A 24,530-nucleotide genomic window follows, 5' to 3' on the forward strand; every position below is an offset into this window, starting at 1 on the left:
GGCCATTCATACTGCAAACCCGCGTCTATTGGTCTCAAAGCCTTTGTTTACTTCGCAATTCGAATGGGGGGCAGTGGCAACAACGGCCCTCCGCTACCATTAAAATCAATCACTTGCATCAAGGTTGAGCCAGCCCGTCGCTCCGGACCATGATTCCAGGGGGCAAATTGCGTCACAAAACTACGCCGGAATCGGTCAACTCGGGCGCACGGCCGTGCCGCGCGCGCCACCTAGAAATCAAGCTTCTGACACCCGCGCGGTATCCGATCTGAACGACCAAAACTCACTGCTGAGCGAAAACACGCCGCGCTTGTAGCAGCATTCCGCCACGTCAACCACGGCTCTCTTTTTGAAACTCATGAGATGCTTTAAGTCGAGCGGGGCATTTGGGCAGGGCAGAAAAATGAAACTCAGCGCATTAGAAGTTTTTTGTATTGTACTCGCAAGCGTCGTGGCCGGCGCTGGATTTGTTGGAGCAGCGAGCGCATTGATTTCGGGTATTTGAAACACCTGAACAGCACGCTTTCCCTGAATTGAGGAAAGTCAGACCGCCCAATTGCGCACGAAACGTATTGGCGGGGACCGTCCGCTCTTGCGGCCGCGCGGCTGGCTGGGCACTGCTGTGACAGTGAAAGAACGTTTGGCTTATCGCGACACGTTTCGATGAACAGCAGAGAGCTATCCGGGATCCACGAACGCCGCGCCCCGAAGCCCTTTAACAAATCGCGCAGTCGCTTTTGCAACTCCCGGCTGGATTTTTTTGCGAAATTTGGCATTCTGTAGCCCCATGCGATCATTGAGGGTCTCTCGTGCTGCCATCCGAACGTCATGCAATCATTCTCGAAGAAGTTTCGCGCCAGCCTGCGGTTTCTATTCGTTCTCTGACTGAACGGCTTTGCGTATCACGGGAAACCGTGCGCAAGGATATCGAGCAGTTGGCCCAGGAAAACAAGCTCAACCAGGTGCGTGGCGGGGCAACCAGAGTGCACAGGCATGAACCTCCTATGACTGACCGCACCCAAACCAACCGTGCGGGCAAGGAGCGTATTGGTGCCTATGTCGCCAGCGCGATCCCGGACGGGGCCAGCGTGATCATTGACAATGGGTCGACGACGCTTGCCGCAGCTCAGGCTTTAGCGGCCACCCGCCGTGAATTAACGATATACACAAATGACTTAACAATTGCCTCGGTTCTGACACCTGCAGCGGCGGAGATCACATTGCTGGGCGGACGGCTGGATTTTTCCGAGAATGCAACAATGAGTCTGGATACGCTGGAACACCTTTCCAGATATAACGCGGAATACGCGCTGGTCGGGGTTGGCGGGATCAGCGCGCGGGCCTTGCTCACCTATTTCTCGCTGGAAGGCGCCAACTTGCGCCACATGATGATGGAACGGGCACAGCACCCTTTCCTTTTGGCGGACAGCAGCAAGTTCGGGGTGGTTGGGCAGATCGCCATGAAAGCTTTGCCCTTTGACGTGACCCTTGTTGTTGACGGTGAACTGCCCAAGGACATTTCCGAAGCGCTGGAAACCCACCCAATGGATATTGTGCGGGTATAACGCAAATAAAAGATAATATTTGCCAAGTTTTGCAAAATATCGATAAGGTGAGTGCTGACCCGATTCCTTCTGCACGGAGCAAGGCAATGGCCAGCACCCAACTTCCGCACAGCGCGCAAACTGTCATTGTGGGAGGTGGTATTGTTGGCTGCTCGGCCGCGTATCACCTGACGAAGATGGGGCATCGTGATGTGGTGCTGTTGGAACAGGGACAGCTGAGCTGCGGCACCACCTGGCACGCGGCGGGTCTGGTCGGTCAGTTGCGCAGCCAGCCTGCCATGACCAATTTGATCCGCTATTCGACCGAACTGTATTCTCAGCTTGAGGCCGAGACCGGGCTGGCCACAGGCTGGATGGAGTGCGGTTCCGTTACCGTGGCACGCACGGAGGACCGCATGACAATGCTGCTGCGTACGGCGGCCGCAGCCCGCGCGCAGGGGGTCGAGGTACAGGTCATCACCCCGCAGGAGGCGCAGGATAAATGGCCTGTGATGCAGGTGGACGACGTCAAGGGTGGGCTGTGGATGCCCGGCGACGGCAAGGCCAACCCGACCGATCTGACACAGTCGCTGGCCAAGGGCGCGCGCGTGGGCGGCGCCAAAGTCATAGAAGGCATCAAGGTGACCGATATTCTGACCAAAGACGGAGCAGTCAGTGGTGTCGTGACCGACCATGGTACCATCGAAGCCGAGATTGTGGTGAACTGCGGCGGTCAGTGGGCGCGCCAACTGGGCAAAATGTGCGGCGTCAACGTACCACTGCATTCGGCCGAGCATATGTACATCGTGACCGAACAGATCGAAGGCGTGAAGCCTGGCCTGCCGGTGCTGCGCGACCCTGACGGCTATATCTATTTCAAAGAGGAAACCGGCGGTCTGGTGATGGGCGGGTTCGAACCCGAAGCCAAGCCATGGGCAATGGACGGCATCCCCGACAAGTTCTACTTCCAGCTTCTGCCCGATGACTGGGACCAGTTTGAGATTCTGCTAGAAAATGCGCTGATCCGGGTTCCGCAGATGGCCGACGCCGGTGTGCGCAAATTCTACAACGGGCCTGAAAGCTTCACCCCCGACAACAACTACCTTCTGGGCGAGGCACCCGAACTGAAGAACTTCTTTGTGGGGGCCGGGTTCAACTCGATGGGAATTGCCAGCGCCGGTGGGGCGGGGCGTGCTTTGGCTGAATGGATTGTCGAGGGGGCTCCGACTTCGGACTTGTTTGCTGTCGATATCCGGCGGTTCGCAAACTTCAACAACAACCCGACGTGGCTGCACGATCGGGTCAAGGAAACGCTGGGGCTTCACTATGCCATGCCCTGGCCCAATCGCGAACTGGACACCGCGCGCCCGTTCCGCCGCTCGGCCCTTTACGACCGCTTGGCGGCAAAAAATGCTGTATTCGGATCAAAGATGGGCTGGGAGCGGGTGAATTTCTTTGCGTCGGAAGGCGAAGCACCCCAGATTCAATACAGTTTTGGCCGCCAGAACTGGCATGACGCAGTTGCGGCCGAGCACAAGAACACCCGCGAGGGCGTGTCGATCTTCGATCAAAGCTCGTTCGCGAAGCTGTTGGTTCAGGGCCGGGATGCCTGTGCACAGTTGAACCGCATTTGCGCGGCAAATGTCGACGTCCCAATCGGAGGCACGGTCTACACCGGTCTGCTGAACGAACGCGGCGGGTACGAATCCGACCTGACAGTGCTGCGCCTGAAAGAGCAGGAGTTCCTTCTGATCACCGGCTCGGCCCAGGCGGTGCATGATGCGGACTGGATTCGCAAGAATTTCGACGCGGATGCCCACGTGTTCCTGACCGATGTCACGGCCGCCTGGTCGGTTATGGCGGTCATGGGGCCGAAAGCCCGCGCGGTTCTGAAGAAACTGACCAAAGCCGACCTGTCCAACGCGGCCTTCCCGTTTGCCACCCATCAGGAAATCGATTTGGGCTATGCCACGGTTCTGGCCAACCGCATGACCTATGTGGGTGAACTGGGCTGGGAACTGCTGGTGCCGGTCGAATTCACCGTTGGCGTATACGAGGACCTGACGCTCGCCGGGGCCGAGTTTGGCATCCGCGATGCGGGATACTACGCGCTGGAAGGGTTGCGCTTGGAAAAGGGTTTCCGCGCCTGGAGCCGAGAGTTGACGCCCGATATCACACCGTTGCAGGCAGGGTTGAGTTTTGCGGTCGATTTCGAAAAGCCCGGCGGCTTTATCGGAAAAGACGCGCTGCTGGCGGCAAAAGAGGACCCCGATCACCTGAAAACACGCATCGTGCAACTGTTGCTGGATGATGCCTCGGCACAACTGTGGGGTGGTGAGGCCGTGTTGTATGACGGGGTCGAAATCGGCGAGGTCCGCTCGGCCGCTTATGGCCATACGCTGTGCGCGTCCGTTGCACTTTGCCAGCTGGACGCGCCCCGCCCGGTAACGGCCGATTTTATTCGCGACGGGACCTTTGAAATCGACCTTGCCGGAACCCGGTTGTCGGCAACAGCCTATATGCAAGCCCCGTACGATACCAAAAGCGAGCGGCCGAAGGTGGACGGCTAATCTTGGATGACAACCTGCTGAAATGGACCTGGATGAAACACCGTTCGGTTATCGGGCCCGAAGCGAACCAAACCTCCAAATTCGGTTTTCTGCGTCGCGATAGTTTGCCATTGGACCAGCTTGTCCTTGACGAACAGACTTCCGGTTCGGTTCTGTCGGTCGCGTGCCACGCGCTTGCGCTGGCAAACCAAACGCGCGCGCGTATCAGCGCATTGAGGTCGGAGTTCTGATGCACGCCAACAAACCAAACCATTTCATCGGCTCGCAATGACGACCTCGGCGCTTCTTATCGTTTTGACCGCTGCCTTTTTGCATGCGCTCTGGAATGCGGTTGTCAAAGGGGCGCCCGACAAAGCAATCGTTTTGGGGCTGGTATCACTTGGCCACGCAATCCCCGCGCTGTTTGCGTTGCCGTTTTTCGGGTTACCGGTTTGGGCGGCTTTTCCCTTTATCGTTGGCTCGACCCTGATCCACTGGGGGTATTACTGGTTTCTGAACACCGCATATAAACATGGCGACCTGTCGATGGTTTACCCCATCTCTCGCGGGATCACACCTGTTCTGGTCGCGATGGGCGCAATTTTGTTTGCCGGAGAGCTTCTTTCGATGGTCGCATGGGTCGGCATACTCTGCATCTCGGCAGGTATCGGGTGCCTGTCCCTTGCCGGGTTAGGCAGACAAACGAACTGGATCGCCATAGCGGCAGCGCTTGGTACGGGCCTGATGATTGCGTCCTATTCGATTGTGGATGGTATCGGCATTCGGCTGTCCGAGAACGCATTGGGTTACATCGCGGCCTTGTTCGTCGCTGAAATATTTGTTGCCGGTTTTATCTTCACGACCCGATGGCAGCGCCTTGTGGCACTGCCCAGTCGCTTTGTCTGGGCAGGCCTGGCGGGCGGCGTCATTTCCGGCCTGGCCTACGGGCTGGTGCTGTATGCCAAGACGATTGCGCCTTTGGGTGTGGTGTCAGCACTCAGAGAAAGTTCCGTGATCTTTGCGTCGATTATTGGCGTCATGTGGTTTGGCGAAGGGCCCAAATCCAACAGGCTTCTTGCGGCGACAATCGTGGCGCTTGGCATCTTGGTTTTGGCAATGGCGAGATAACGAAATCTAAGGGCAGATTTCGGACGCAGAACCTGGAAACACGCATGAAAGAAGTACTGATCTTCATCATAGATCCGGCTGGATGTCGGACCGCCGCAGGAACAATACCGATCCCGCCTGTGTTCAGGCTCTGGCCCGCGCCGGGGGCGACAATACTGGACGGCACCAAAAGTATGCAAAATAAGCGGCTTCAAACGGTTAGGCCCTGCCGCTCCGTTGCCGGAATTGATCGCAACCGTCGGCAATCCACAGCTGCTTTTCCATAGGGTGCACTTATGATGTTGAAGATATAATCGATTTTTCTTGAAGTTTTTATCTGTCAAACTGTTGATACAAATCTGAATAGAACGCCGCGCAAGAATGGCGAACCCGTCAAGAAATCACCAACAGAGGATAACAATGAAACACACGACATCATTTCTTGCCGCTCTGGCCGTCAGCGCAATGACCGCGACGGTTGCGGCATCGGAAACAGAATTGACAGTGTACACCGCCGTCGAGGCGGAAGATCTGGCCCGCTATGCCGAGACGTTCAACCAAAGCAATCCTGACATCAAGATCAACTGGGTTCGCGACTCGACCGGGATCATCACCGCCAAACTGCTGGCAGAGCGGGACAACCCCCAGGCAGACGTCGTATGGGGGCTGGCGGCTACGTCGCTGCTACTTCTCAAATCGGAAGGCATGCTGGAACCCTACGCGCCCGCCGGCGTCGAGAACCTGGATCCCAAGTTTGTCGATGGCGACAATCCACCCGCATGGGTTGGCATGGATGCCTGGGTTGCATCCGTCTGCTACAACACGGTCGAGGCCGAAAAGGCCGGGCTGAAGCCACCCACCTCGTGGAAAGACCTCACTGACCCGATGTACAAGGATCAGGTTATCATGCCGAACCCGAACTCGTCAGGCACCGGGTTCCTTGACGTTTCAAGCTGGCTGCAAATGTTCGGTGAAGAAGGCGGCTGGGAGTACATGGACGCGCTGCACGAAAATATTGCGCGCTATACGCATTCAGGGTCCAAACCCTGCAAGCTGGCGGCAGCGGGCGAAATCCCGATCGGTATCTCGTTTGCCTTCCGCGGTGCCAAGTCCAAGGCGGATGGCGCACCGCTTGAGATTATCGTCCCGTCCGAAGGCGTAGGCTGGGACATGGAAGCCACCGCAATTGTCGCCGGAACGGCAAATCTGGAAGCCGCTCAGAAACTGGTTGATTTCACAGTCACCAAGGAAGCCAACGAAATGTACAACACCGGCTATGCGGTTGTGGCCTACCCCGGCATCGCAAAACCGGTTGAGCACTTCCCAGAGGGTCTTCTGGATGCCATGATTGACAATGATTTTGAGTTTGCCGCGAATAATCGTGCGGCAATCCTGAAGGAATGGCAGTCTCGCTATGACGGAAAGTCGGAAGCGAAATAAAAACGATAGCAGGAGAGGTGCTTTTGCCTCTCCTGCGCGCCCTTCTCTTTTTCCCAAAAACGTGACCTGCGCACCTGGCAATGCCCAGCCCGGATCAGCCATGCCCGAGGTGCAGATGTGAGGACCTCTCCCGTGCTTCAGAAAACACCTCCCGGTGAACTGTATCTCAGCATCCAGAACTTGTGGAAGGCGTTCGGCAGCTTTCTCGCTCTCAAGGATATTTCGCTGGAAATCAACGATGGCGAATTCGTTTGTTTTCTGGGCCCGTCGGGTTGCGGGAAAACGACCCTGCTCCGCGCTATCGCCGGTCTGGATTTGCAGACCAAGGGGACAGTCATGCAGGACGGCAAGGACGTGTCCAACCTGCCCCCGTCCGAGCGTGATTTCGGGATCGTGTTTCAGTCCTATGCGCTGTTTCCGAACCTCACCATTGAAAAGAACATTGCGTTCGGCCTGGAAAACTCAGGCCACAGCAAATCTGAAATCGCTGTACGTGTGAATGAGTTGCTTAATCTCGTCGGCCTGCCGGATCAGGGCAAAAAATATCCGGCACAGTTGTCGGGTGGGCAGCAGCAAAGGATTGCCCTGGCCCGCGCCATCGCAACCAAGCCCGGCCTGCTGCTTCTGGACGAACCCCTTTCGGCGCTTGATGCAAAAGTACGCGTCCATTTGCGTCATGAAATCAAAGAGTTGCAACGCAAGCTGGGCGTGACCACCGTGATGGTGACGCATGACCAGGAAGAGGCGCTGGCCATGGCGGACCGGATCGTGGTCATGAACCATGGGGTGATTGAACAGGTGGGATCGCCCACCGAGATATACCGCCATCCAAGGAACTTGTTTGTCGCCGATTTCATTGGCGAGATGAACCAGCTGTCGGCAGTTGCCGGTGACCCTCAGACGATAGAACTGGGCGGGTCCGTGCTGAAATGCACGCGGCATTCGCATCAGAAAGGAAGCCGCGTCATAGCTGCTGTCCGACCCGATGATGTCATTCCGCATGGCGAGGGCGCGCGGTCTCCCGGTGCGCCGGATACAATTACCACCCCGGAAAACGCCTTCGAAGTACAGATCACCGAGATGGAGTTCCTTGGTTCGTTCTGGCGGTGCCGCCTGAGCAATGAGCGGTTCGGCACTTCGGAGCTGATCGCGGATTTCTCGATCAATGCCGTGCGCCGCCTTGAGCTGGAAGAAGGGCGGACGATGATGATCGAGCTTCCCGAAGACCGCCTGATGGCCTTTGACGTACCGGAGACCGGGGCATGAGTACCGCTTCTACCAATAGTAACACTTTGCCCCCCGGCCCAATCATCAAACCCAAGCTCAGCCGCGACGACATCCTGATGCGCGGAAGCATGATGGTTATCGTGCTGTATCTGATCGTGACGCTGGCGCTGCCGCTTTACACGATGCTCTCAAAGTCGTTTTCCACCTATCGGGTGGAACTGTCCCAATACGAGTTTCAGGTCAGCGATGACGCAGGGAGTTTTGATGGAACGATCCTGTCGGGCGATGCGCTGAACCGCGAAACCGGAGCATTTGCCGACACCGATCTTGTGACGGGTTCGGACGGGCGCTTGCCTGTTACGGGTTTCTTCCCAGATTTCAGTTTCCGCAGTCCGGTGATGTATCAGATCCGGAACACGACGGATACCGGTCGGTTCCTGGTGGGATCGACTTTGCAGGAAGGAACCGATTGGGTCGAGCTGGATTCCAATACCTTTCGGCGGGTTCAACTTCGGCCCGTCCAGTCCAGGGGATTGGATAACTTTGTAAATTACTTCTCGACGCCCGCGCTGTTCAATTCGATCCAGAATTCACTTTGGATTTCGGTTGTCAGCACGATCGTCACCGTGACGCTGGCCTTCTGGTTTGCCTACGCGCTCAACCGCAGCTGCATGCGGTTCAAAGGTGTCTTTCGCCTGATCGCAATGGCGCCAATTCTCGTTCCCTCGCTGCTGCCGGGTATCGCTTTGGTTTATCTGTTTGGTAATCAGGGCATGATCAAAGAACTTCTGTTCGGCGCAAGCATCTATGGTCCGATCGGCATTGTGATAGGCTCAGTCTTCTTCACCTTTCCGCATGCCTTCCTGATCATCTCAACGGCGCTGGCGATTTCGGATGCGCGGCTCTACGAGGCTGCGGCAAGCCTGCGATCGACCCCATGGCGCACGTTCTGGACGGTGACCGTTCCGGGTGCCCGCTACGGCCTGATCTCTGCAGCCTTTGTTGTGTTCAATCTGGTAATCACCGATTTCGGCCTGCCCAAAGTCATTGGCGGGCAGTTCAACGTGCTTGCGGTGGACATCTACAAGCAGGTGATCGGCCAGCAGAACTTTGAGATGGGCGCGGTTGTGTCCGTGGTTCTGGTGATACCGGCGATCCTGGCTTTTGCGATCGACCGCATGGTTCAGTCCAAACAGGTGGCGTTGCTGTCGGCCCGGTCGGTGCCGTATCAGCCAACCCCGAACCCGAAAGCTGATCGCCTGTTTCTGGCCTATTGCAGCGCGGTCGGCCTGTTCATCGTTGGCCTTCTGGCAGTGTGCCAGTTCGCTGCCCTGATCAAGTTCTGGCCCTATGATCTGAGCCTGAGCCTGAGGAACTATCAGTTCGACAAGATGGATGGCGGCGGCTGGGGGTCTTATTTCAATTCGATCCGGCTGGCCCTGCTGACTGCAATCATTGGCACGGCGGTTGTGTTCTTCGGGGCCTATCTGGTTGAGAAATCACAAGGGTTCCGCACCGGCAGATCGATCTTTCAGATGTTCGCGATGTTGCCGATGGCCATTCCGGGCATGGTACTGGGGCTGTCCTACATCTTTTTCTTCAATAACCCGTCAAACCCGCTGAATGGCATCTACGGCACAATGGCGATTTTGGTGATCTGTACGGTGACGCACTTCTACACCGTATCGCACCTGACGGCGGTGACGGCCCTGAAACAAATGGACCGCGAGTTCGAGTCCGTGTCAGCGTCGCTCAAGCAACCGACGATGAAGCTGTTTGCACGGGTGACGGTTCCGGTCTGCCTGCCAGCGGTTCTGGACATATCCATCTATCTGTTCGTCAACGCGATGACGACCGTGTCGGCTGTGGTGTTTCTGTACTCACCAAAGACCACGCTCGCCTCAATCGCTGTCCTGAATATGGATGATGCCGGAGACATCGCACCGGCGGCGGCAATGGGGATGATGATCTTCTATACAAATGCCGCGGCCCGGATCATTCATCAGATAGCGTCCAAGGGCATTCTGAAACGCACTCAAGCCTGGCGAAGTCGCTAGCGGCCATTTTGACACCCTGCCCCGCCAATCAACTATTGGCGGGGTTTTCTTTCAAAGTCCGCTGCACGAACTCCATGAAAGCGCGGATAATCTTCACCTCGCGGCGTTGCGAAAGCGAAATGATGCTCTCGCCCATTTGCAGGTTGATCCCCTGCAACTTGATCTGCCGCAGCCGGTCATCATGCCCGTATTCCGCCTGCGAAACAAAACCGATGCCGGCGCCGGAGGCCACAAGTTCCCGAATTGCTTCACGCCCTTCGGCAACGATCGCCGGTTTAAGCATGATCCCGTGCTTTTTGGCCTCATCTTCCAGTTTCTGGCGCGTTTTTGACCCGGTCTCGCGAAAGATAAGCGGCAGCTTTGACAACTCTTCCAGGGACAAGGTCGGTTTGGACGCCAAAAGCAAACCCTGGGCCGCAAAAGCGACGATCTCTGTGGATCCAAGGCTCAGAATTTCCATGTCCTTGCCCGGAGACAGGCTGCCGACAACGCCGATCTCCGCATTATAGGACCGGAGTTCCTCCAGAATTTCCTCGGTATTGCCCGAGCGCACGGTGATTGTGACGTTCGGATTCTTCTTCTGAAAGGCCCCCAAAAAGGCTGTCAGGTGGTGAGCTGAGTCGGCGATGATGCGCAACTCTCCATCAACCACGGCCTTGGTCTCGGAAAGGTAGTCCTCGATCTGATCTTCGATCTCGAAGTATTGTTTGGTGTATCTGTAAAGCTGCTCTCCTTCATGGGTCAGGGTCACACGTTTCCGTTCGCGCTGGAACAACAACAAATCGTGATCCTGTTCCAGCTTTCGCACCTGCTCGGAAATGGCTGGCTGCGTCAGATACAAGGCTTCTGCTGCACGCGAAAAACCACCGTGTTTAGCCACAAAATGAAAGGCTTTGAGCTGACTGTGCCGCATCGCGTATCCCCGTTTCCCAATACATAGGCTGAGCTTATAATTAGATCGATAATTGCAATTTCACATATAGCAACCGTTGCTGCAATTGTGTTCTTGAAAACGCTTTTCTGGAGCATGGATATGACGCCTTCCAACGCAAAAATCGAACCTCCTCGCCTCGGTGAACCATATCTTCTGACACCCGGTCCTTTGACAACGTCCTATGCTGTAAAAGAAGCCATGTTGAAGGACTGGGGCAGTTGGGATGACGACTTTCGTGCCATGACGCGCGAAGTGCGGTCCAGCCTTCTGGCGTTGCTTGGCGAAGGGGCTGACGACTACGATTGCGTCCCCATGCAGGGCAGTGGTTCGTTCTCGGTCGAGGCGATGCTTGCGTCGTTTATTCCCGCCAATGGCAAGGCACTTGTTCTTGCAAATGGCGCCTACGGGCAACGATCTGCGCAGACCCTGGAATATCTGGGCCGCGATCATGTCGTTCTGGACAAAGGGGATTACCTGCCGCCCAGAGGCGAGGAAGTTGCCCGCATTCTTGCCGAGGATCCAGACATCACCCATGTGGTCGCCATTCACTGCGAAACCAGCTCGGGAATTCTGAATCCGGTCGAGGAGATATCCGAAGTCACCTATGCCGCCGGGCGCAAACTTCTGATCGATTCGATGTCGGCGTTTGGCGCGGTGGAACTCAAACCCACCGAAATCCGCTACGAGGCGATGGTGTCTTCGGCCAACAAATGTATCGAAGGCGTGCCCGGTTTCGGCTTCATAGTCGCCCGTAAATCCGAGCTTGAAGCCGCGAAGGGCAACAGCCACTCGTTGTCTCTGGATGTGCACGCACAGTGGGCGCACATGAACAAGACCGGCCAGTGGCGGTTCACACCGCCAACACATGTGGTTGCCGCCTTTATCGAGGCACTCAGGGCACACGCCGCCGAAGGGGGCGTATCCGGCCGTGGCGGGCGTTACACCCGTAATCGCGATGTCATGGTCGCCGGAATGCGAGAGCTGGGCTTTGAAACGTTGCTGGACAATCGTTGGCTCAGCCCAATTATCGTCACCTTTTTCTGTCCCGCGGACGAAAGCTTCGTGTTTGATCAGTTCTATAACCTCATGAAATCCAAGGGCTTCATCATCTACCCGGGCAAACTGACGGTGGTCGACAGCTTCCGCGTCGGATGCATCGGCCAAATGGACGAACACGTCATGCGAATGGTCGTGACCGCCGCAAAGGAATCATTGGAGGAGATGGGCGTGACCAACGCGGCACCTCCCCTCCGGGCACTGCAAGAACGCGCCAAACTGGCTGCCTAACTATCAAGGAACATGACAAGATGACCATCCAAACCCCCGTTGTAGCAAACGAGCGCGTCTATCCGACGCCCAAGGTCCCCGCAATCGCCATCTGCCTGGATGGGTGCGAGCCTGAATATCTGGAGGTTGCGATTGCCAAGGGCCTGATGCCCAACCTCAAGCGGATGCGCGAAGAAGGCACCGACCGGCTGGCCCATTCCGTGATCCCGTCCTTCACCAACCCCAATAACCTGTCGATCGCCACCGGACGCCCGCCCATCGTGCATGGCATCTGTGGCAACTACCTGATTGACCCGGACAGCGGCGAAGAAGTCATGATGAATGACGTGCGTTTCCTGCGCGCGCCGACCATCTTCTCGCAATTCTACGACGCCGGGTTCCGCGTCGCCATGGTCACCGCCAAGGACAAGCTGCGCGCGCTTCTTGGTGCAGGGCTGAAGTTCGACGAAGGCCGTGCGGTCGCGTTTTCCTCGGAACGTTCAGGCGAGACGACTATGACTGAGCACGGCATCGACAATGCCAGCAAATGGCTGGGCATGGACGTCCCCGAGGTTTACTCGGCCGAACTGTCCGAGTTTGTCTTTGCTGCCGGCGTCAAGCTGTTGAAAGAGTTCAAGCCCGACGTGATGTATCTATCGACCACAGACTATATTCAGCACAAGTTTGCGCCCGAACAGCAAGGCGCGCTGGATTTCTACGCGATGTTCGATCGCTATCTGGGCGAATTGGACGCGTTGGGTGCCGCCATCGTGGTGACCGCCGACCACGGCATGAAGCCAAAGCACTTGCCTGATGGCTCGCCCGCCGTTGTCTATGCGCAGGATCTGATGGACGATTGGCTGGGCAAGGACGCCGCGCGGGTCATCCTGCCGATTACCGATCCTTATGTCGTGCATCACGGCGCATTGGGGTCTTTCGCGACCGCCTATCTGCCGGAAGGCGCGGATCAGGATGAAATCATAGCAAAACTCAAAGCGACCGAGGGTATAACCCACGTGCTGACCAAGGCCGAAGCCATCGAGCAGTTCGAGTTGCCGGGCGACCGGATTGGCGACATCGTGATGGTCTCGGGCGAGAACATCTGCATTGGCACGTCCGAGCACCGTCACGATCTGGCGGCCCTGAAGGAACCCCTGCGCAGCCATGGCGGTTTGACCGAGCAAGAAGTTCCGTTCATCGTGAACCGCGTCATCGACCTGCCCAACCAACCGGTTTTGCGTAATTTCGACGCCTTCTTTTACGCAACCACAGCAGCGGCACAGTAAGTCATGAAAGATCAGACCATGTCGAACATCGAAATACGAAACGAAGGAATGCGGATCGGCGGTGAAATTGTCTTCGCTGAAGAAACCGTTCCGGTGCACTACCCCTATACCAACGAAGTTGTAGGGTACGTTCCGGCCGGAACCGCCGAACATGCGCGCAAGGCTTTCGAGATTGCGGCAAACTACAAACCAAAGCTCACCCGATATGAACGCAGCCAGATCCTGCAGCGCGCGGGTGAGCTGATCGGAGAAAAGCGCGAATATCTGGCCAAGTGGCTGACGCTTGAACTGGGCATCTGCCACCAGCACGCGATCTACGAAACCAAGCGCGCGCAGGATGTCTATCAGTTCGCTGCCGCCGAGGCATTGAAGGATGATGGCGAGATTTTCTCGTGCGATCTGACCCATAACGGCAAGGCCCGCAAAATCTTCACCATGCGCGAGCCGGTAAAGGCGATCAGCGCGATCACACCGTTCAACCACCCGCTTAACATGGTCAGCCACAAGATCGCGCCGTCGATTGCCACCAACAACTGCATGGTCTGCAAACCGACGGAATTGACCCCGCTGACCGCATTGACCCTGGCGGATATTCTGTACGAGGCGGGCTTGCCGCCCGAGATGTTCCAGGTTGTCACCGGCTGGCCCGCTGACATCGGTGACGAGATGATCACCAACGAGCATATCGACATCATCACCTTCACCGGCGGCGTGCCTGTGGGCAAGATGATTGCCGAAAAGGGCGTCTACAAACGTCAGGCTCTGGAACTTGGCGGCAATGATCCTCTAATCGTCCTCAACGACCTCAGCGATGCTGATCTGGACAAGGCTGCCACGATTGCTGTTACAGGTGCCACCGGCAATTCCGGCCAGCGCTGTACGGCGGTCAAGCGCATTCTTGTACAAGAGAGCGTCGCGGATAAGTTTGTGCCGCTGGTTCTGGAAAAGGCCAAAAAGATCAAATTCGGCGATCCGCAGGATCCTGAAACCGAACTGGGCTGCGTGATCCACGACAAGGCGGCGGAAGTCTTTGAAAACCGCGTTTATCAGGCCGAGAAAGAAGGCGCGGAAATCCTCTATCATCCGGGCCGTCAGGGCGCGCTTCTGCCGCCGATCGTGGTCGACAAGGTGCCCCATGACAGCGAACTGGTGATGGAGGAAACCTTTGGCCCGATCGTCCCCATTGTGCGTGTGCCCGACAACGACGAAGAGGTGATGGCAATCTCGAACTCGACCGAGTTCGGCCTGTCCTCAGGCGTATGCACCAACGATCTGAACCGCGCCATAGCCTATATAAACGGGCTGAACGTGGGCACATGCAACATCTGGGAACAGCCGGGTTACCGGATCGAAATGTCGCCCTTCGGCGGTATCAAGGACAGCGGAAACGGCGTGAAGGAAGGCGTTATCGAAGCGATGAAGTTCTTTACCAACGTGAAGACTTATTCGCTGCCCTGGCCTGGCTGACGTCCCTGCCCCTTCTGCAAACAGGAGGGGTCCAGGATATCTCCCCGGAACTGGCGGACCCTTCGGGGCCCGCCCCTTTTCCAAAACGACAGTGAGAAACGGATATGCCACAGATTGTCCATACAGAAGGGGAATCGAATACCTCGGAAGCCCGCAAAGCCTGGCTGAAGAAGTCCATCGGGCCCAAGTCGTCGCCGCTGCTGAAACGCGACTCGGATGTGTTCCTGCATCAGTCCCTGTCCAGCCCCTGCGTCAGCACGATTGCCAAAGCCGAAGGTATCTGGATCGAGGATCTCGACGGCCGCCGCTACATGGATTTCCATGGCAATTCGGTACATCACATTGGCTATGGCCATCCCCTTCTGGTGCAGGCGATCAAGGATCAGCTGGACGACCTGCCCTTTGCCCCACGCCGTTTCACCAATGACCCGGCGGTGGAACTGGCCGAAAAGCTGGTGGCCATCACCCCGGGCGATCTGGGCAAGGTACTGTTCACCACCGGCGGTTCGGACGCCAATGAAGTCGCGCTCAAGATCGCCCGCGCCGCGACGGGCCGTTTCAAGACTCTGAGCTTCTGGGACGCCTTCCATGGAGCGGGCTTTGGCGCGGCAAGCGTTGGTGGCGAGGCCACTTTCCGCAGCCACATCGCCGGGCCGCTTTTGCCGGGAACCGAGCATGTAGCACCCTTCCACCCCACCCGATGCCCCTATGGACACGCAACGCTTGAAGCCAGCGCCGAAGCCTGCGCCAACATGATCGACTACGTGCTGGAACGCGAAGGCGACATCTGCGCCGTCGTGGCCGAGGCGATGCGTGCCGTACCCATCGTGCCGCCGCCAGGTTTCTGGAAGCGGGTGCGCGAAATTTGCGACCGGCACGGCGCATTGCTGATCCTGGATGAAATTCCGACCGGGCTGGGCAAGACCGGGCAGATGTTCTCGTTCCAGCATGATGAAATCATCCCCGACATTGTCACCATCGGCAAATCGCTGGGCGGGGGTATCCTGCCAATCGCCGCCTGCATCGCCCGGAAAAAACTGGATGTTTGCGGGGACTTTGCCATTGGGCATTACACGCACGAAAAGAACCCCGTAACCTCTCGGGCCGCTTTGACGACACTTCAAATCATAGAAGACGAGGGCTTGGTCCAGCGCGCGGCTGAGTTGGGCGAATACGCGATGGGGCGCCTGGTCGACGCCCTTCAGAATGTTCCCATCGTCGGTGACATCCGGGGCCGCGGCCTTATGTTCGGTATCGAGATTGTCGAGGACCGTTCCAGCAAGACGCCCGGAAATGCGCGCGCGGAACAGATCTACTATGCCTGTCTAGAAGCGGGGTTGAGCTATAAGATCAGCCAGGGTTGCGTTCTGACCCTGTCGCCGCCGCTGACGATTTCGCAAACTGAACTGGATCGTGCCATCGACATCGTTGTTGCCGCAATCACAGAGGCAAACTGAGCCGACGGGCCATGGCGGCGGGCAAGATCGCCCAATTGGCTCGGTAACGGGCACACTTGGCGCAACCCAATAAGATGCTGCAAAATAGACCGGATTTCCCGTCCTTGTTTGCCGTCGCCTACGACTCAAAAGCCATCTGCAGCGGATCGCACACAAACTGCGGTGCAAATACCTGTTTTGAAGCCGGAGTGAAGCATGGCAATTGTCACCTTCCTGATCAGTTTGGCCGGGGCAACCATGCTTCTGCTTTACGCAGTACGCATGGTGCGCACTGGAATCGAACGCAGTTACGGCGCGTCGTTCCAACGGGTGATGACGCAACAGCGCAGCTACCTGCATGCCTCGGTGGTTGGGCTGATGATGGCGGTCGTGTTGCAAAGCTCGGCCGCCGTGGCTTTGCTGACGTCCGGGTTTGCCGCCAGTGGGATGCTGAGCTTTCCAGCCGGTCTGGCGATTGTACTGGGTGGCGATCTGGGCTCGGCGTTGATCATTCAGATCCTGTCCTTTCGGTTGGACTGGCTTGTGCCGCTGTTACTGGCAATTGGCGGCTATCTGTTCGTCAAGACCGAAGCCAAGAAAGCACGGCAGCTTGGGCGCATTCTGATGGACGTGGCATTTATCCTGATCTCGCTGAGGTTCCTGCGCGAGGCGATGGACCCCATCCGGGACAGTGCATTTCTGCCCGCCGTCGCCGATTATCTGGCGCGCGATTTCATCACGGCCTTCCTTGTCGGGGGTGCCCTGGCTTTTGTCATGCACTCGTCGGTCGCGGCCATCCTTATGTGCGTGACGCTTGTACAGATCGGCGCAATCCCTTTTGCCGCCGGTATGTCATTGGTTCTTGGCGCGAATTTTGGCTCTGCCTTCATTCCGGTCTGGCTGACCCGGGGAATGCCTGTGACGGCACGACGCATCCCCTACGCAAACCTGGCGCTGCGGGGCAGTTGGGCTTTGGTGACCCTGTTTGTGGCGAACCGGGCCCTGCGGACCGGGCTCTTGGGAGAACCGCAGGGGGGACAGATGCTCGTCAATGTGCATCTTGCATTCAACCTGTCACTGCTGGTTCTGGCGCTTCCGTTTTGTGGGCGCTTGCAGGCACTGTTCGAAACGCTTTTGCCAGACCCCCAAAAAGAACAGAAGCCGCAACCCACAAGGCCGGTCAGTGCGTTGGACATCAGATGCGTTTCGAACCCAAACCAAGCGCTGCCGAGCCTGAAGCGGGAACTTCTGCGGATGAGCGATCTTCTCGAGACCATGTTCCGCCCGGTGCTGGAACTGTACCGACACGGTGATAAGGAACAGATCCGGTCTGTTCAGGCGATTGACGAGGACGTGAACCGGTGCCTCTCGGGTATTCGAACCTTTGTTGCAGCGATACCGGCTGAATTATACGAAAAACAGGATGCCAAAACCGCGCGCGATCTGATGGAGTTCGCTATTCGGCTTGAAACGGCCGGGGATGTTGTTGCCAAACGCCTGACTGTTTTGGCGGGCGAAATGCGCGCCAAGGGTTCAAGTTTCTCGCAAGAGGGCTGGTCGGAACTCGTCCACATGCACGAGAGCATTCTGTCGAATATGAAACTGGCTTCGAACGTGCTTATTTCGGACGATCTGGAAAGCGCGCGCCTGCTGAGCCTTGAAAAAACCGAAATAAAACGCGTGGAACGTGACAGCCGCAAGCGACACCTGCGCCGATTGCAACATGGGACAACGGAAAGTTTCGAAACCAGCGATATGCATCTGGAGACTTTGCGTGCGTTTCGAGAGTTCAACAGTCACATCGCCTCGGTCGCCTACCCGGTCCTGTACCGCTATGGTCAATTGTTGGAGACGCGATTGATCAAGGAAATTGCCGACGTGCCAAGCGGTCCATGAGATCGTCTCAACTCGTTTGCCGTGTTGATAGCGGTGTTCGCAAAGTCTGACGGTTGCCTTGCGTTGGTTCCGACCCCGGATACAGATGTGTATCCTTGTCGTTCAGAGCTTGTCTGAACCAATCAACATCCTAGGCTCGAACTCCACCTAGCCAATCGACAATGTCGGGCCCCTCAAAAAGGGGCCTTCGTCAAGCCACCGCTTTCAGCGGTTCCACGGGGCGATCCTTTATCCATGGGCAGTACCCTCAGCCATTTCGAGCGCCTGGTCGAGGCTGTTTGCCACCTGGCCCACATCATCCAAGGACAAGCAAAGTGGCGGCACCATCCGTAGGCATTGCTGGAAAGGGCCGGATTTCGACAGGATGATCCCTTGCGCGCGGCAGGCTTCGAAGACCTCTGTTGTCATCTCCTTGTCAGGCGTTTTGCTGTCCAGATCTTTCACGAATTCCAGCGCCAGCATAAGACCCTTGCCGCGAACATCACCGATGGCCTTGTACTTGTCTTTCAGGTCATGGAGCCGTTCCAGCAGCGCCGCGCCCACAATACGGGCGTTTTCCTGAAGCCCTTCGTCTCGCATAACGGCCAGAACGGCACGGGCTGCGGCGGCCGAGGTCGGGTTGGCGCCGTAGGTGTGGAACATGAACCTTTCGGCCATCGGCGCGGCTACTTGTTTTTTGGCCACAACCGCTCCGATCGGAAAGCCGTTTCCAAGACCCTTGGCCATGACAATGATGTCGGGGACAACGCCGTCTGCCTCGAACCCCCAGAAGTGTTCGCCGGTGCGGCCAAAGCCTGACTGAACCTCATCGGCAATGTAAAGACCCCCTGCCGCGCGCACGCGATCTGCTGCGCCGGACATATAGCCCGGCGGCATTTCGATGATGCCGCCATAGCCCTGCACGCTTTCCACAAAGATGCCCGCCACCTGACCGGATGTCGCTGTGGCGATGGTGCGGTCAATCTCTTCCAGATACGGCTGGGTGCCCGGCCCGAAGATGCCGCGATACTGGTTGGGTTCGGGAACGAAGGCGACGTTGCCGGGCATGCCCGGGTGGCGCCACCCGGCAATACCTGTGATCGACTGCGCTGCGGCAGTGGGCCCGTGATAAGCGGTACGCAACGCCAGCAGGTCCAGATTGCCGGTATAGGTGCGCGCCATGGTCATCGCTAGATCAATCGCCTCGGACCCTGAGTTGGTCAGATGCACCACCCAGTCATGGCCCTTGGGCATGGTCGCGGCCAGTTCCTCGGCCAGATGTGCGGGTGTCGGGTGGTAGAACATTGTCGTGCAGTGGGTCAGTTCCTGCGCCTGCGCGTTTGCTGCTGCCACCACGCGTGGGTGCGAGTGCCCGACCGAGATACAGACATTCATCCCCAGCAGGTCAGTATATTTCCGCCCGTCCGTGTCCCACAGGTATTGGCCCTGGCCTTTTTTGAACACAATAGGCTCGCGTAAGGGCGTAAACCGCGTCAGCGAAGCGGCATAGTACCGGTCCCGTCGCGCGGCGGTATTCGAGAAGTCCCAGTCGGTGTGAAGGGGGTGGTCAGTCATTTGGAACCTCCGGTTTTCAGTCGATGGTTATTGGGGTCAAAAGGGGCTTCCGGCAGGATGGTCGCGGCACGGTGCTGACCCACGATCGAGATGGTCAGCCCCTCGCGCGCGGTCGGGTCACGCAGGTAGGCCAAGGCAAGGACCTTGCCGGTGCGATGACCATAGGCCCCCGAGGTGGCGATCCCTACCGGCACCCCGTCTTTCCATATCGTGTGCGCGTAGAACGGATCGACCTGACCGGCTTCGACATCCAGCAGCACCATGTCCCACGCGTCGTCGCGGGCCAGCTTGGTGCGCAGGTCGTTGCGGACAAACGGGGTCAGCCCAGCCTCAAGAGGGCTGCGCTCGGTCGTCAGGTCACTGCCCCAGCCACGATAACCTTTTTCGAGACGCATGGAGTTTGCGGCATAGGCCCCATAAAAGCCAAGGCCAAGAGGTTTCGCAGTTTCCTCAAGCAATACGAAGAGCCTTGCCGCGTGCTTTTTGGCGACATGCAACTCCCAACCAAATTCGCCCAGATAGGACACACGCAGGGCGCGCAGGGGGATGCCCGCCACGTGGGTCTCGCGCGTGGTCAACCAGGTCATGTCGACCAACTCGGGTAGAGCGTCAGCCGACTTGGGGCCCATGACACCGATGACCGCCAGATCATCGGAGACGTTTCGAACCATGACGTCAAAACCTTCTGCGACATGTGTCAACAGATCATAATCGATCTGCTCTGCTACAGCGGCACTGGTGAGGTAGGCATGGTCTTCGGTCAGACGCGTGACGGTGAACTCCGACAGTACACCACCCGCAGGTGTCAACGCGTGGGTCAGCCCAATGCCGCCAGGCGCGGGTGCGCGGTTTGCGCCCAGCGCTTCCAGAAACGGGGCAACATCCGGGCCGCTGACGTCGAATTTCGAGAATACCGACAAGTCTGCCATCGCAACGCGGTTATGCGCGGCGTCGACCTCTCGCGTCACATGTTCGAACCAATTGGCCCGGCGGAAGGTTTCGTCGGCCACAGCCCCGGGCATGTCCGAAAACCAGTTCGGACGCTCCCACCCATAGGCCGCCCCCATAACCGCGCCGCGCTCGACCATCAGGTCGTGCAGCGGAGACAGGCGCAGGCCGCGCCCGGCGGGGCGTTCCTCGTGCGGGTAGTGCACACCGAATTGCAGACCGAAACATTCGATGGCCTTGGCCACGCGATAGTCACGATCCGCCCAGACGCCAAAGCGTCGGCTGTCCACTGCCAGCGCATCCATTGGCGGCGCGCCATGGGTCATCCAGTGGGCGAGGAACCAGCCTGCGCCGCCGCCCTCCATCACGCCCATGGACGAGCCGGTCAGCAGCCAGGCGTTCTCCAAGCCATGCGCAGGCCCGATCAGGGGGTTGGCGTCCGGTGTGAATGTAATAGGGCCGTTGATCACCGATTTCACGCCACCCGTTTCCAGCGCCGGAATACGGTCCATCGCGGCCATGATGATGTGTTCGACACTGTCCAGATCCGGCGGCATCAGGTCCGCGCCGAAATCCGGCGGTACACCGTCGACTGACCAAACCTTGGCGTCCTTTTCATACGGCCCAAGGATCAACCCGTCGCGTTCCTGTCTGACGTACCAGCTTTCCTCGGGGTCTCGAATGATCGGCAACTCGGGCAAGCCCTCCTTTATCCGGGACGACACGGCGTCGACCGTGTCTGTCACCAGATATTGGTGCAGCACAGGAACCGAGGGGATGTTGAGCCCCATCATGCGGCCAACCTCCCAGCCCCAAGTGCCTGCGGCGTTGACCACGTGGACAGTCTCGATCGTCTCTTTCTCGGTTTTGATCCACCAATGATCCTGCTGGCGCTTAACCGCGATGACCGCGCAATTGCGCAGGATCCGGGCGCCGCCACGTCGGGCGACTTCGGCCATCGCGTGGGTTGCAAGCGTTGGGTCCACGTGGCCGTCATCGGGTTCGTAAATTCCACCGATCAACCCATCCAGTTTTGCCAGCGGGAACAGTTCGGCGATCCGTTCCGGTGTCAGCACCTCCAGCGGATAGCCGGTGAACTCGGACAGGCCGGCCACGTGGCGAAACTCGTCCATCCGGTCGGGGTTGCGCGTGATCCGCATCGCACCCGAGCGATGAAACCCACAATCGCGCCTGGTTTCCTGAGGTAAAATATCCCGGTAAAGCCGGACAGAAGTTGCACGCAGTTCCTGAATCGTGGGATTGTGCGCGAAATGGGTGCAGAGCCCGGCCGCATGCCAGGTCGACCCATGGGTCAGGTCGTTCTTCTCGACCAGCAAAACGTCGGACCAACCCGCCTTGACCAGATGATACATCAGCGAGACGCCCATGGCCCCACCGCCGATGATCGTTACCTGTGCCTTGATCATGCGCGCATCCTTTCGCCTGAGGGATCAAAGGGCGGGCGGCGCAGGGGCTGCGCGGGATAGTCCTGCCCGGCGACCCGAATTGTGAAAATTCGGCCGCATGTCTCGTCCAATGTCTCGCCCGGCCGGACCGATACCATGGCAAAACACAGGTTCAGCCCCGTTCGCGGCCCGCGTCCACCCGAAGTTGTCAGCCCGACATAGGTGCCGTCCTCGAACACCGGTTCGTCATGCAGCAGCAGGGCCGCACCCTGAACCTGCACCAGGATCAGACGTCGATGCAGCCCCTTGTGTTTTTGCTGTTCCAACACCGCTTTACCCACAAACTCCTTGGACCAATCGATGGTGAATCCCAGACCGGCTTCAAGCGGAGTGATCTCGGGGCCAAGCTCATGCCCCCAATGTTTGAAACCCTTTTCCAATCGGCATGCATCCACCGCGTAATGACCCAATGGGGTTGCGCCTGCGTTTCGCAACGCATCGAACAGCTTGGGGGCCTGCGCATTGGACACTGTCAGTTCCCAGCCCAGCTCTCCGACAAAACTGACGCGGGTCGCACGGCATGAGGTGCCTGCCAATTCGACGGTGGCGGCATGGGCAAAGGGCATCTCGGGAAGGTCTCCCAGGCTTTGCAGAACAGACCGGCTGCCTGCCCCCATCACACCGACGGTGCAGAACGCCTCGGTCAAGTCCTGAACCATGACGTCACCCTTCAGGTGGCGGCGCAGAAACGTCAGGTCGCGTGTGCGTGTGACCGCGCCCGAGGTCAGGTGAAATGCATCCTCGCGCCGCCGCGTGATGGTCACGTCCATCTCGATGCCCCCGCGCGCGTTGAGTATCTGGGTGTAGACAGCCCGACCGAAAGGCACCTCCATCTGCGCGGTGGTGAGGCGATTCAGCGCCGCCAGAGCCTCCGGGCCGGTGATGTCCAGTTTGGTAAACGGGCTCAACTCGATCAGGGCGGTGCCATGACCCATGACAGCCGCTTCCGCCTCGGCCAGAGGCCACCACCCCTGATCGGCTATGGAATAATCCTGTGCCGGGCCGTAATAGAGCCCACGCTCCCAACCTGCTGTCAGCCCGAAATGTGCCCCGGCCCCGGCCCAGCGGTCGTGCAAGGGTGTGTTCCGCAAACCCCGCCCAGCTTGGGGCTGCTTATACGGCCAGTGCAAGGCAAAGAGATCCGCAACAGCCTCTTCCATGCGTTGTGCCATGTGCCCGGCAGTCGCCGTAGCGGGGTCGACCCGGGCCACATCGACCTCCCACATATCCATGGAGGGGTGGCCGTCGATCACCCAATCCGCCAGGGCCCGTCCAATTCCTGCGGAAGACATCACCCCGACCGAATTCATGCCAGCGGCCACAAACAGGCCATCAACCGAGGTCTCACCTACAAGTGGCCGGGTGTCCGCCGTAAAGCTTTCGGGGCCATTCATGAAATGCTGGATGCCCACGGTTTCAAGGCTGGGGCACAGCTCCAACGCGGCCTCCATGAAGGGGGTGAACTGGTCCCAATCTTCGGTCATCTCAAGGAATGGGCGGTCGCCTTCAGGGCCATGGGCGTCCCAGCATTTGGCGTTGGGTTCAAAGCCGCCGATCACCAGCTTGCCCGCGTCGCCCTTAATGTAGATGCCCCGGTCCAGATCCCTGATCACCGGAAATGGGTTTGGCAGGCCGGCCATGGGTTCAGTGACCACATACATGTGTTCGACCGCCTGTAACGGCAGCGCCACGCCCACGCTGGCCGCCAACTCGCGTGACCAGGCACCGGTGGCGATGACCACCTGATCTGCGTCCAGTTCGGTTCCATCGGTCAGGGTTACGCCAATGATTCGAGTGCCCGACTTGCGGAGGGCCTGAACACCGGTGTGCTCATGGATCTTTACACCACTGTCGCGCGCACCTTTGGCATAAGCCATGCACAAATCGACCGGGTTCACATTGGCATCTTCAGGCACAAACAGGGCGCCGACGTGACTGCTCAGATCAAGCTGCGTCAGGGGTACGTCCGAGGCCGAGACCATGCGCGGGCTCAATCCCAGCGTCTGACCCAGATCCGCAATCCGGTGCAACTCGTCCAGACGAGCGGGATCGCGTGCCAGCCAGTAACCTGAGGTCTGGCGGTAGCCGGTCGACATTCCGGTTTCGGCCTCAAGAGCTGGAAAAACCTCGAGTGCGGCCATCGCCAACCGCGTCATGTTTGGAGTTGCCCGCAAGGGACCAACGATCCCGGCCGCGTGCCACGACGTGCCCGAGGTCAGTTGGTTTCGCTCCAAGACGGTGACATCTTCAGCACCGCGCTTGGCCAGATGGTAGGCCAGGCTGAGACCAATCGCGCCGCCCCCGATGATCAGGATACGGGTCATGCTGCCCTCCATTGACGCGACAAAGGCAC

16 protein-coding genes and 1 pseudogene are annotated in these 24,530 nt (G+C 58.2%); 13 read left to right on the forward strand and 4 right to left on the reverse strand.

Annotated features, from left to right (window positions below; genetic code table 11):
• Positions 1–809 precede the first annotated feature (809 nt).
• The 8 genes and pseudogenes from AC2FIR_RS19175 to AC2FIR_RS19210 form a co-directional block, all read left to right on the forward strand.
• Positions 810–977: pseudogene (locus tag AC2FIR_RS19175) on the forward strand (DeoR family transcriptional regulator); the annotation flags it as partial.
• Between the two features lie 27 nt (positions 978–1,004).
• Positions 1,005–1,565 carry a DeoR/GlpR family DNA-binding transcription regulator gene (locus tag AC2FIR_RS19180; RefSeq protein WP_480491771.1) on the forward strand — a complete coding sequence of 187 codons (561 nt, stop codon included), beginning with the start codon at positions 1,005–1,007 and terminating at the stop codon, positions 1,563–1,565.
• Positions 1,566–1,651: 86 nt separating this feature from the next.
• Positions 1,652–4,114, forward strand: a complete 2,463-nt coding sequence (locus tag AC2FIR_RS19185; protein WP_496747404.1) for a GcvT family protein — start codon at positions 1,652–1,654, stop codon at positions 4,112–4,114.
• Positions 4,115–4,116: 2 nt separating this feature from the next.
• Complete coding sequence (locus AC2FIR_RS19190) at positions 4,117–4,344, forward strand: hypothetical protein (RefSeq protein ID WP_496747405.1); 228 nt, start codon at positions 4,117–4,119, stop codon at positions 4,342–4,344.
• A gap of 37 nt (positions 4,345–4,381) precedes the next feature.
• On the forward strand, positions 4,382–5,221 hold the full coding sequence (locus AC2FIR_RS19195; protein ID WP_170612109.1) for an EamA family transporter: 840 nt from the start codon (positions 4,382–4,384) through the stop codon (positions 5,219–5,221).
• Between the two features lie 399 nt (positions 5,222–5,620).
• On the forward strand, positions 5,621–6,640 hold the full coding sequence (locus tag AC2FIR_RS19200) for a putative 2-aminoethylphosphonate ABC transporter substrate-binding protein (RefSeq protein ID WP_170612111.1): 1,020 nt from the start codon (positions 5,621–5,623) through the stop codon (positions 6,638–6,640).
• A 132-nt stretch (positions 6,641–6,772) separates the two neighbouring features.
• Entirely contained in the window at positions 6,773–7,906 is a 1,134-nt protein-coding gene (locus AC2FIR_RS19205) for a putative 2-aminoethylphosphonate ABC transporter ATP-binding protein (protein WP_496747408.1), read from the forward strand.
• Positions 7,903–9,924 carry a putative 2-aminoethylphosphonate ABC transporter permease subunit gene (locus AC2FIR_RS19210; RefSeq protein WP_496747410.1) on the forward strand — a complete coding sequence of 674 codons (2,022 nt, stop codon included), beginning with the start codon at positions 7,903–7,905 and terminating at the stop codon, positions 9,922–9,924. Before AC2FIR_RS19205 ends, AC2FIR_RS19210 begins: the two co-directional genes overlap by 4 nt.
• Positions 9,925–9,952: 28 nt before the next feature.
• Here the strand turns inward: AC2FIR_RS19210 and AC2FIR_RS19215 are convergent, their stop codons facing one another.
• Positions 9,953–10,837: a LysR substrate-binding domain-containing protein gene (locus AC2FIR_RS19215; RefSeq protein ID WP_170612114.1), complete on the reverse strand. Its 885-nt coding sequence runs from the start codon at positions 10,835–10,837 to the stop codon at positions 9,953–9,955.
• 120 nt (positions 10,838–10,957) lie between these two features.
• Between AC2FIR_RS19215 and AC2FIR_RS19220 the strand changes: the two genes are divergently transcribed.
• From AC2FIR_RS19220 to AC2FIR_RS19240, 5 genes are all read left to right on the forward strand, one after another.
• Positions 10,958–12,145, forward strand: a complete 1,188-nt coding sequence (locus AC2FIR_RS19220; RefSeq protein ID WP_496747412.1) for a 2-aminoethylphosphonate--pyruvate transaminase — start codon at positions 10,958–10,960, stop codon at positions 12,143–12,145.
• A gap of 20 nt (positions 12,146–12,165) precedes the next feature.
• A complete protein-coding gene (gene phnA / locus AC2FIR_RS19225) occupies positions 12,166–13,410 on the forward strand; it encodes a phosphonoacetate hydrolase (RefSeq protein WP_496747413.1) in 1,245 nt (414 codons plus the stop codon).
• 3 nt (positions 13,411–13,413) lie between these two features.
• Positions 13,414–14,877 carry a phosphonoacetaldehyde dehydrogenase gene (gene phnY, locus AC2FIR_RS19230; protein WP_496747415.1) on the forward strand — a complete coding sequence of 488 codons (1,464 nt, stop codon included), beginning with the start codon at positions 13,414–13,416 and terminating at the stop codon, positions 14,875–14,877.
• Positions 14,878–14,981: 104 nt separating this feature from the next.
• On the forward strand, positions 14,982–16,334 hold the full coding sequence (gene pbfA / locus AC2FIR_RS19235) for a (R)-1-hydroxy-2-aminoethylphosphonate ammonia-lyase (protein WP_480903822.1): 1,353 nt from the start codon (positions 14,982–14,984) through the stop codon (positions 16,332–16,334).
• Between the two features lie 195 nt (positions 16,335–16,529).
• Entirely contained in the window at positions 16,530–18,209 is a 1,680-nt protein-coding gene (locus tag AC2FIR_RS19240; RefSeq protein ID WP_496747417.1) for a Na/Pi cotransporter family protein, read from the forward strand.
• Between the two features lie 228 nt (positions 18,210–18,437).
• Here AC2FIR_RS19240 and AC2FIR_RS19245 read toward each other — a convergent pair whose 3' ends face one another.
• From AC2FIR_RS19245 to AC2FIR_RS19255, 3 genes are read right to left on the reverse strand one after another with little or no spacing between them, the layout of a single operon-like run.
• Entirely contained in the window at positions 18,438–19,763 is a 1,326-nt protein-coding gene (locus AC2FIR_RS19245) for an aspartate aminotransferase family protein (RefSeq protein WP_496762897.1), read from the reverse strand.
• The gene (locus AC2FIR_RS19250; protein ID WP_496747421.1) at positions 19,760–22,138 is read right to left on the reverse strand and encodes a GcvT family protein; all 2,379 of its coding nucleotides are present in this window, start codon (positions 22,136–22,138) and stop codon (positions 19,760–19,762) included. The genes AC2FIR_RS19245 and AC2FIR_RS19250 overlap by 4 nt, the downstream gene beginning before the upstream one ends.
• Positions 22,135–24,501, reverse strand: coding sequence for a GcvT family protein (locus tag AC2FIR_RS19255; protein ID WP_496747423.1), 2,367 nt, complete (start codon positions 24,499–24,501; stop codon positions 22,135–22,137). The genes AC2FIR_RS19250 and AC2FIR_RS19255 overlap by 4 nt, the downstream gene beginning before the upstream one ends.
• Positions 24,502–24,530: the final 29 nt, after the last annotated feature.

Source organism: Ruegeria sp. CDSB136 (assembly GCF_059610965.1).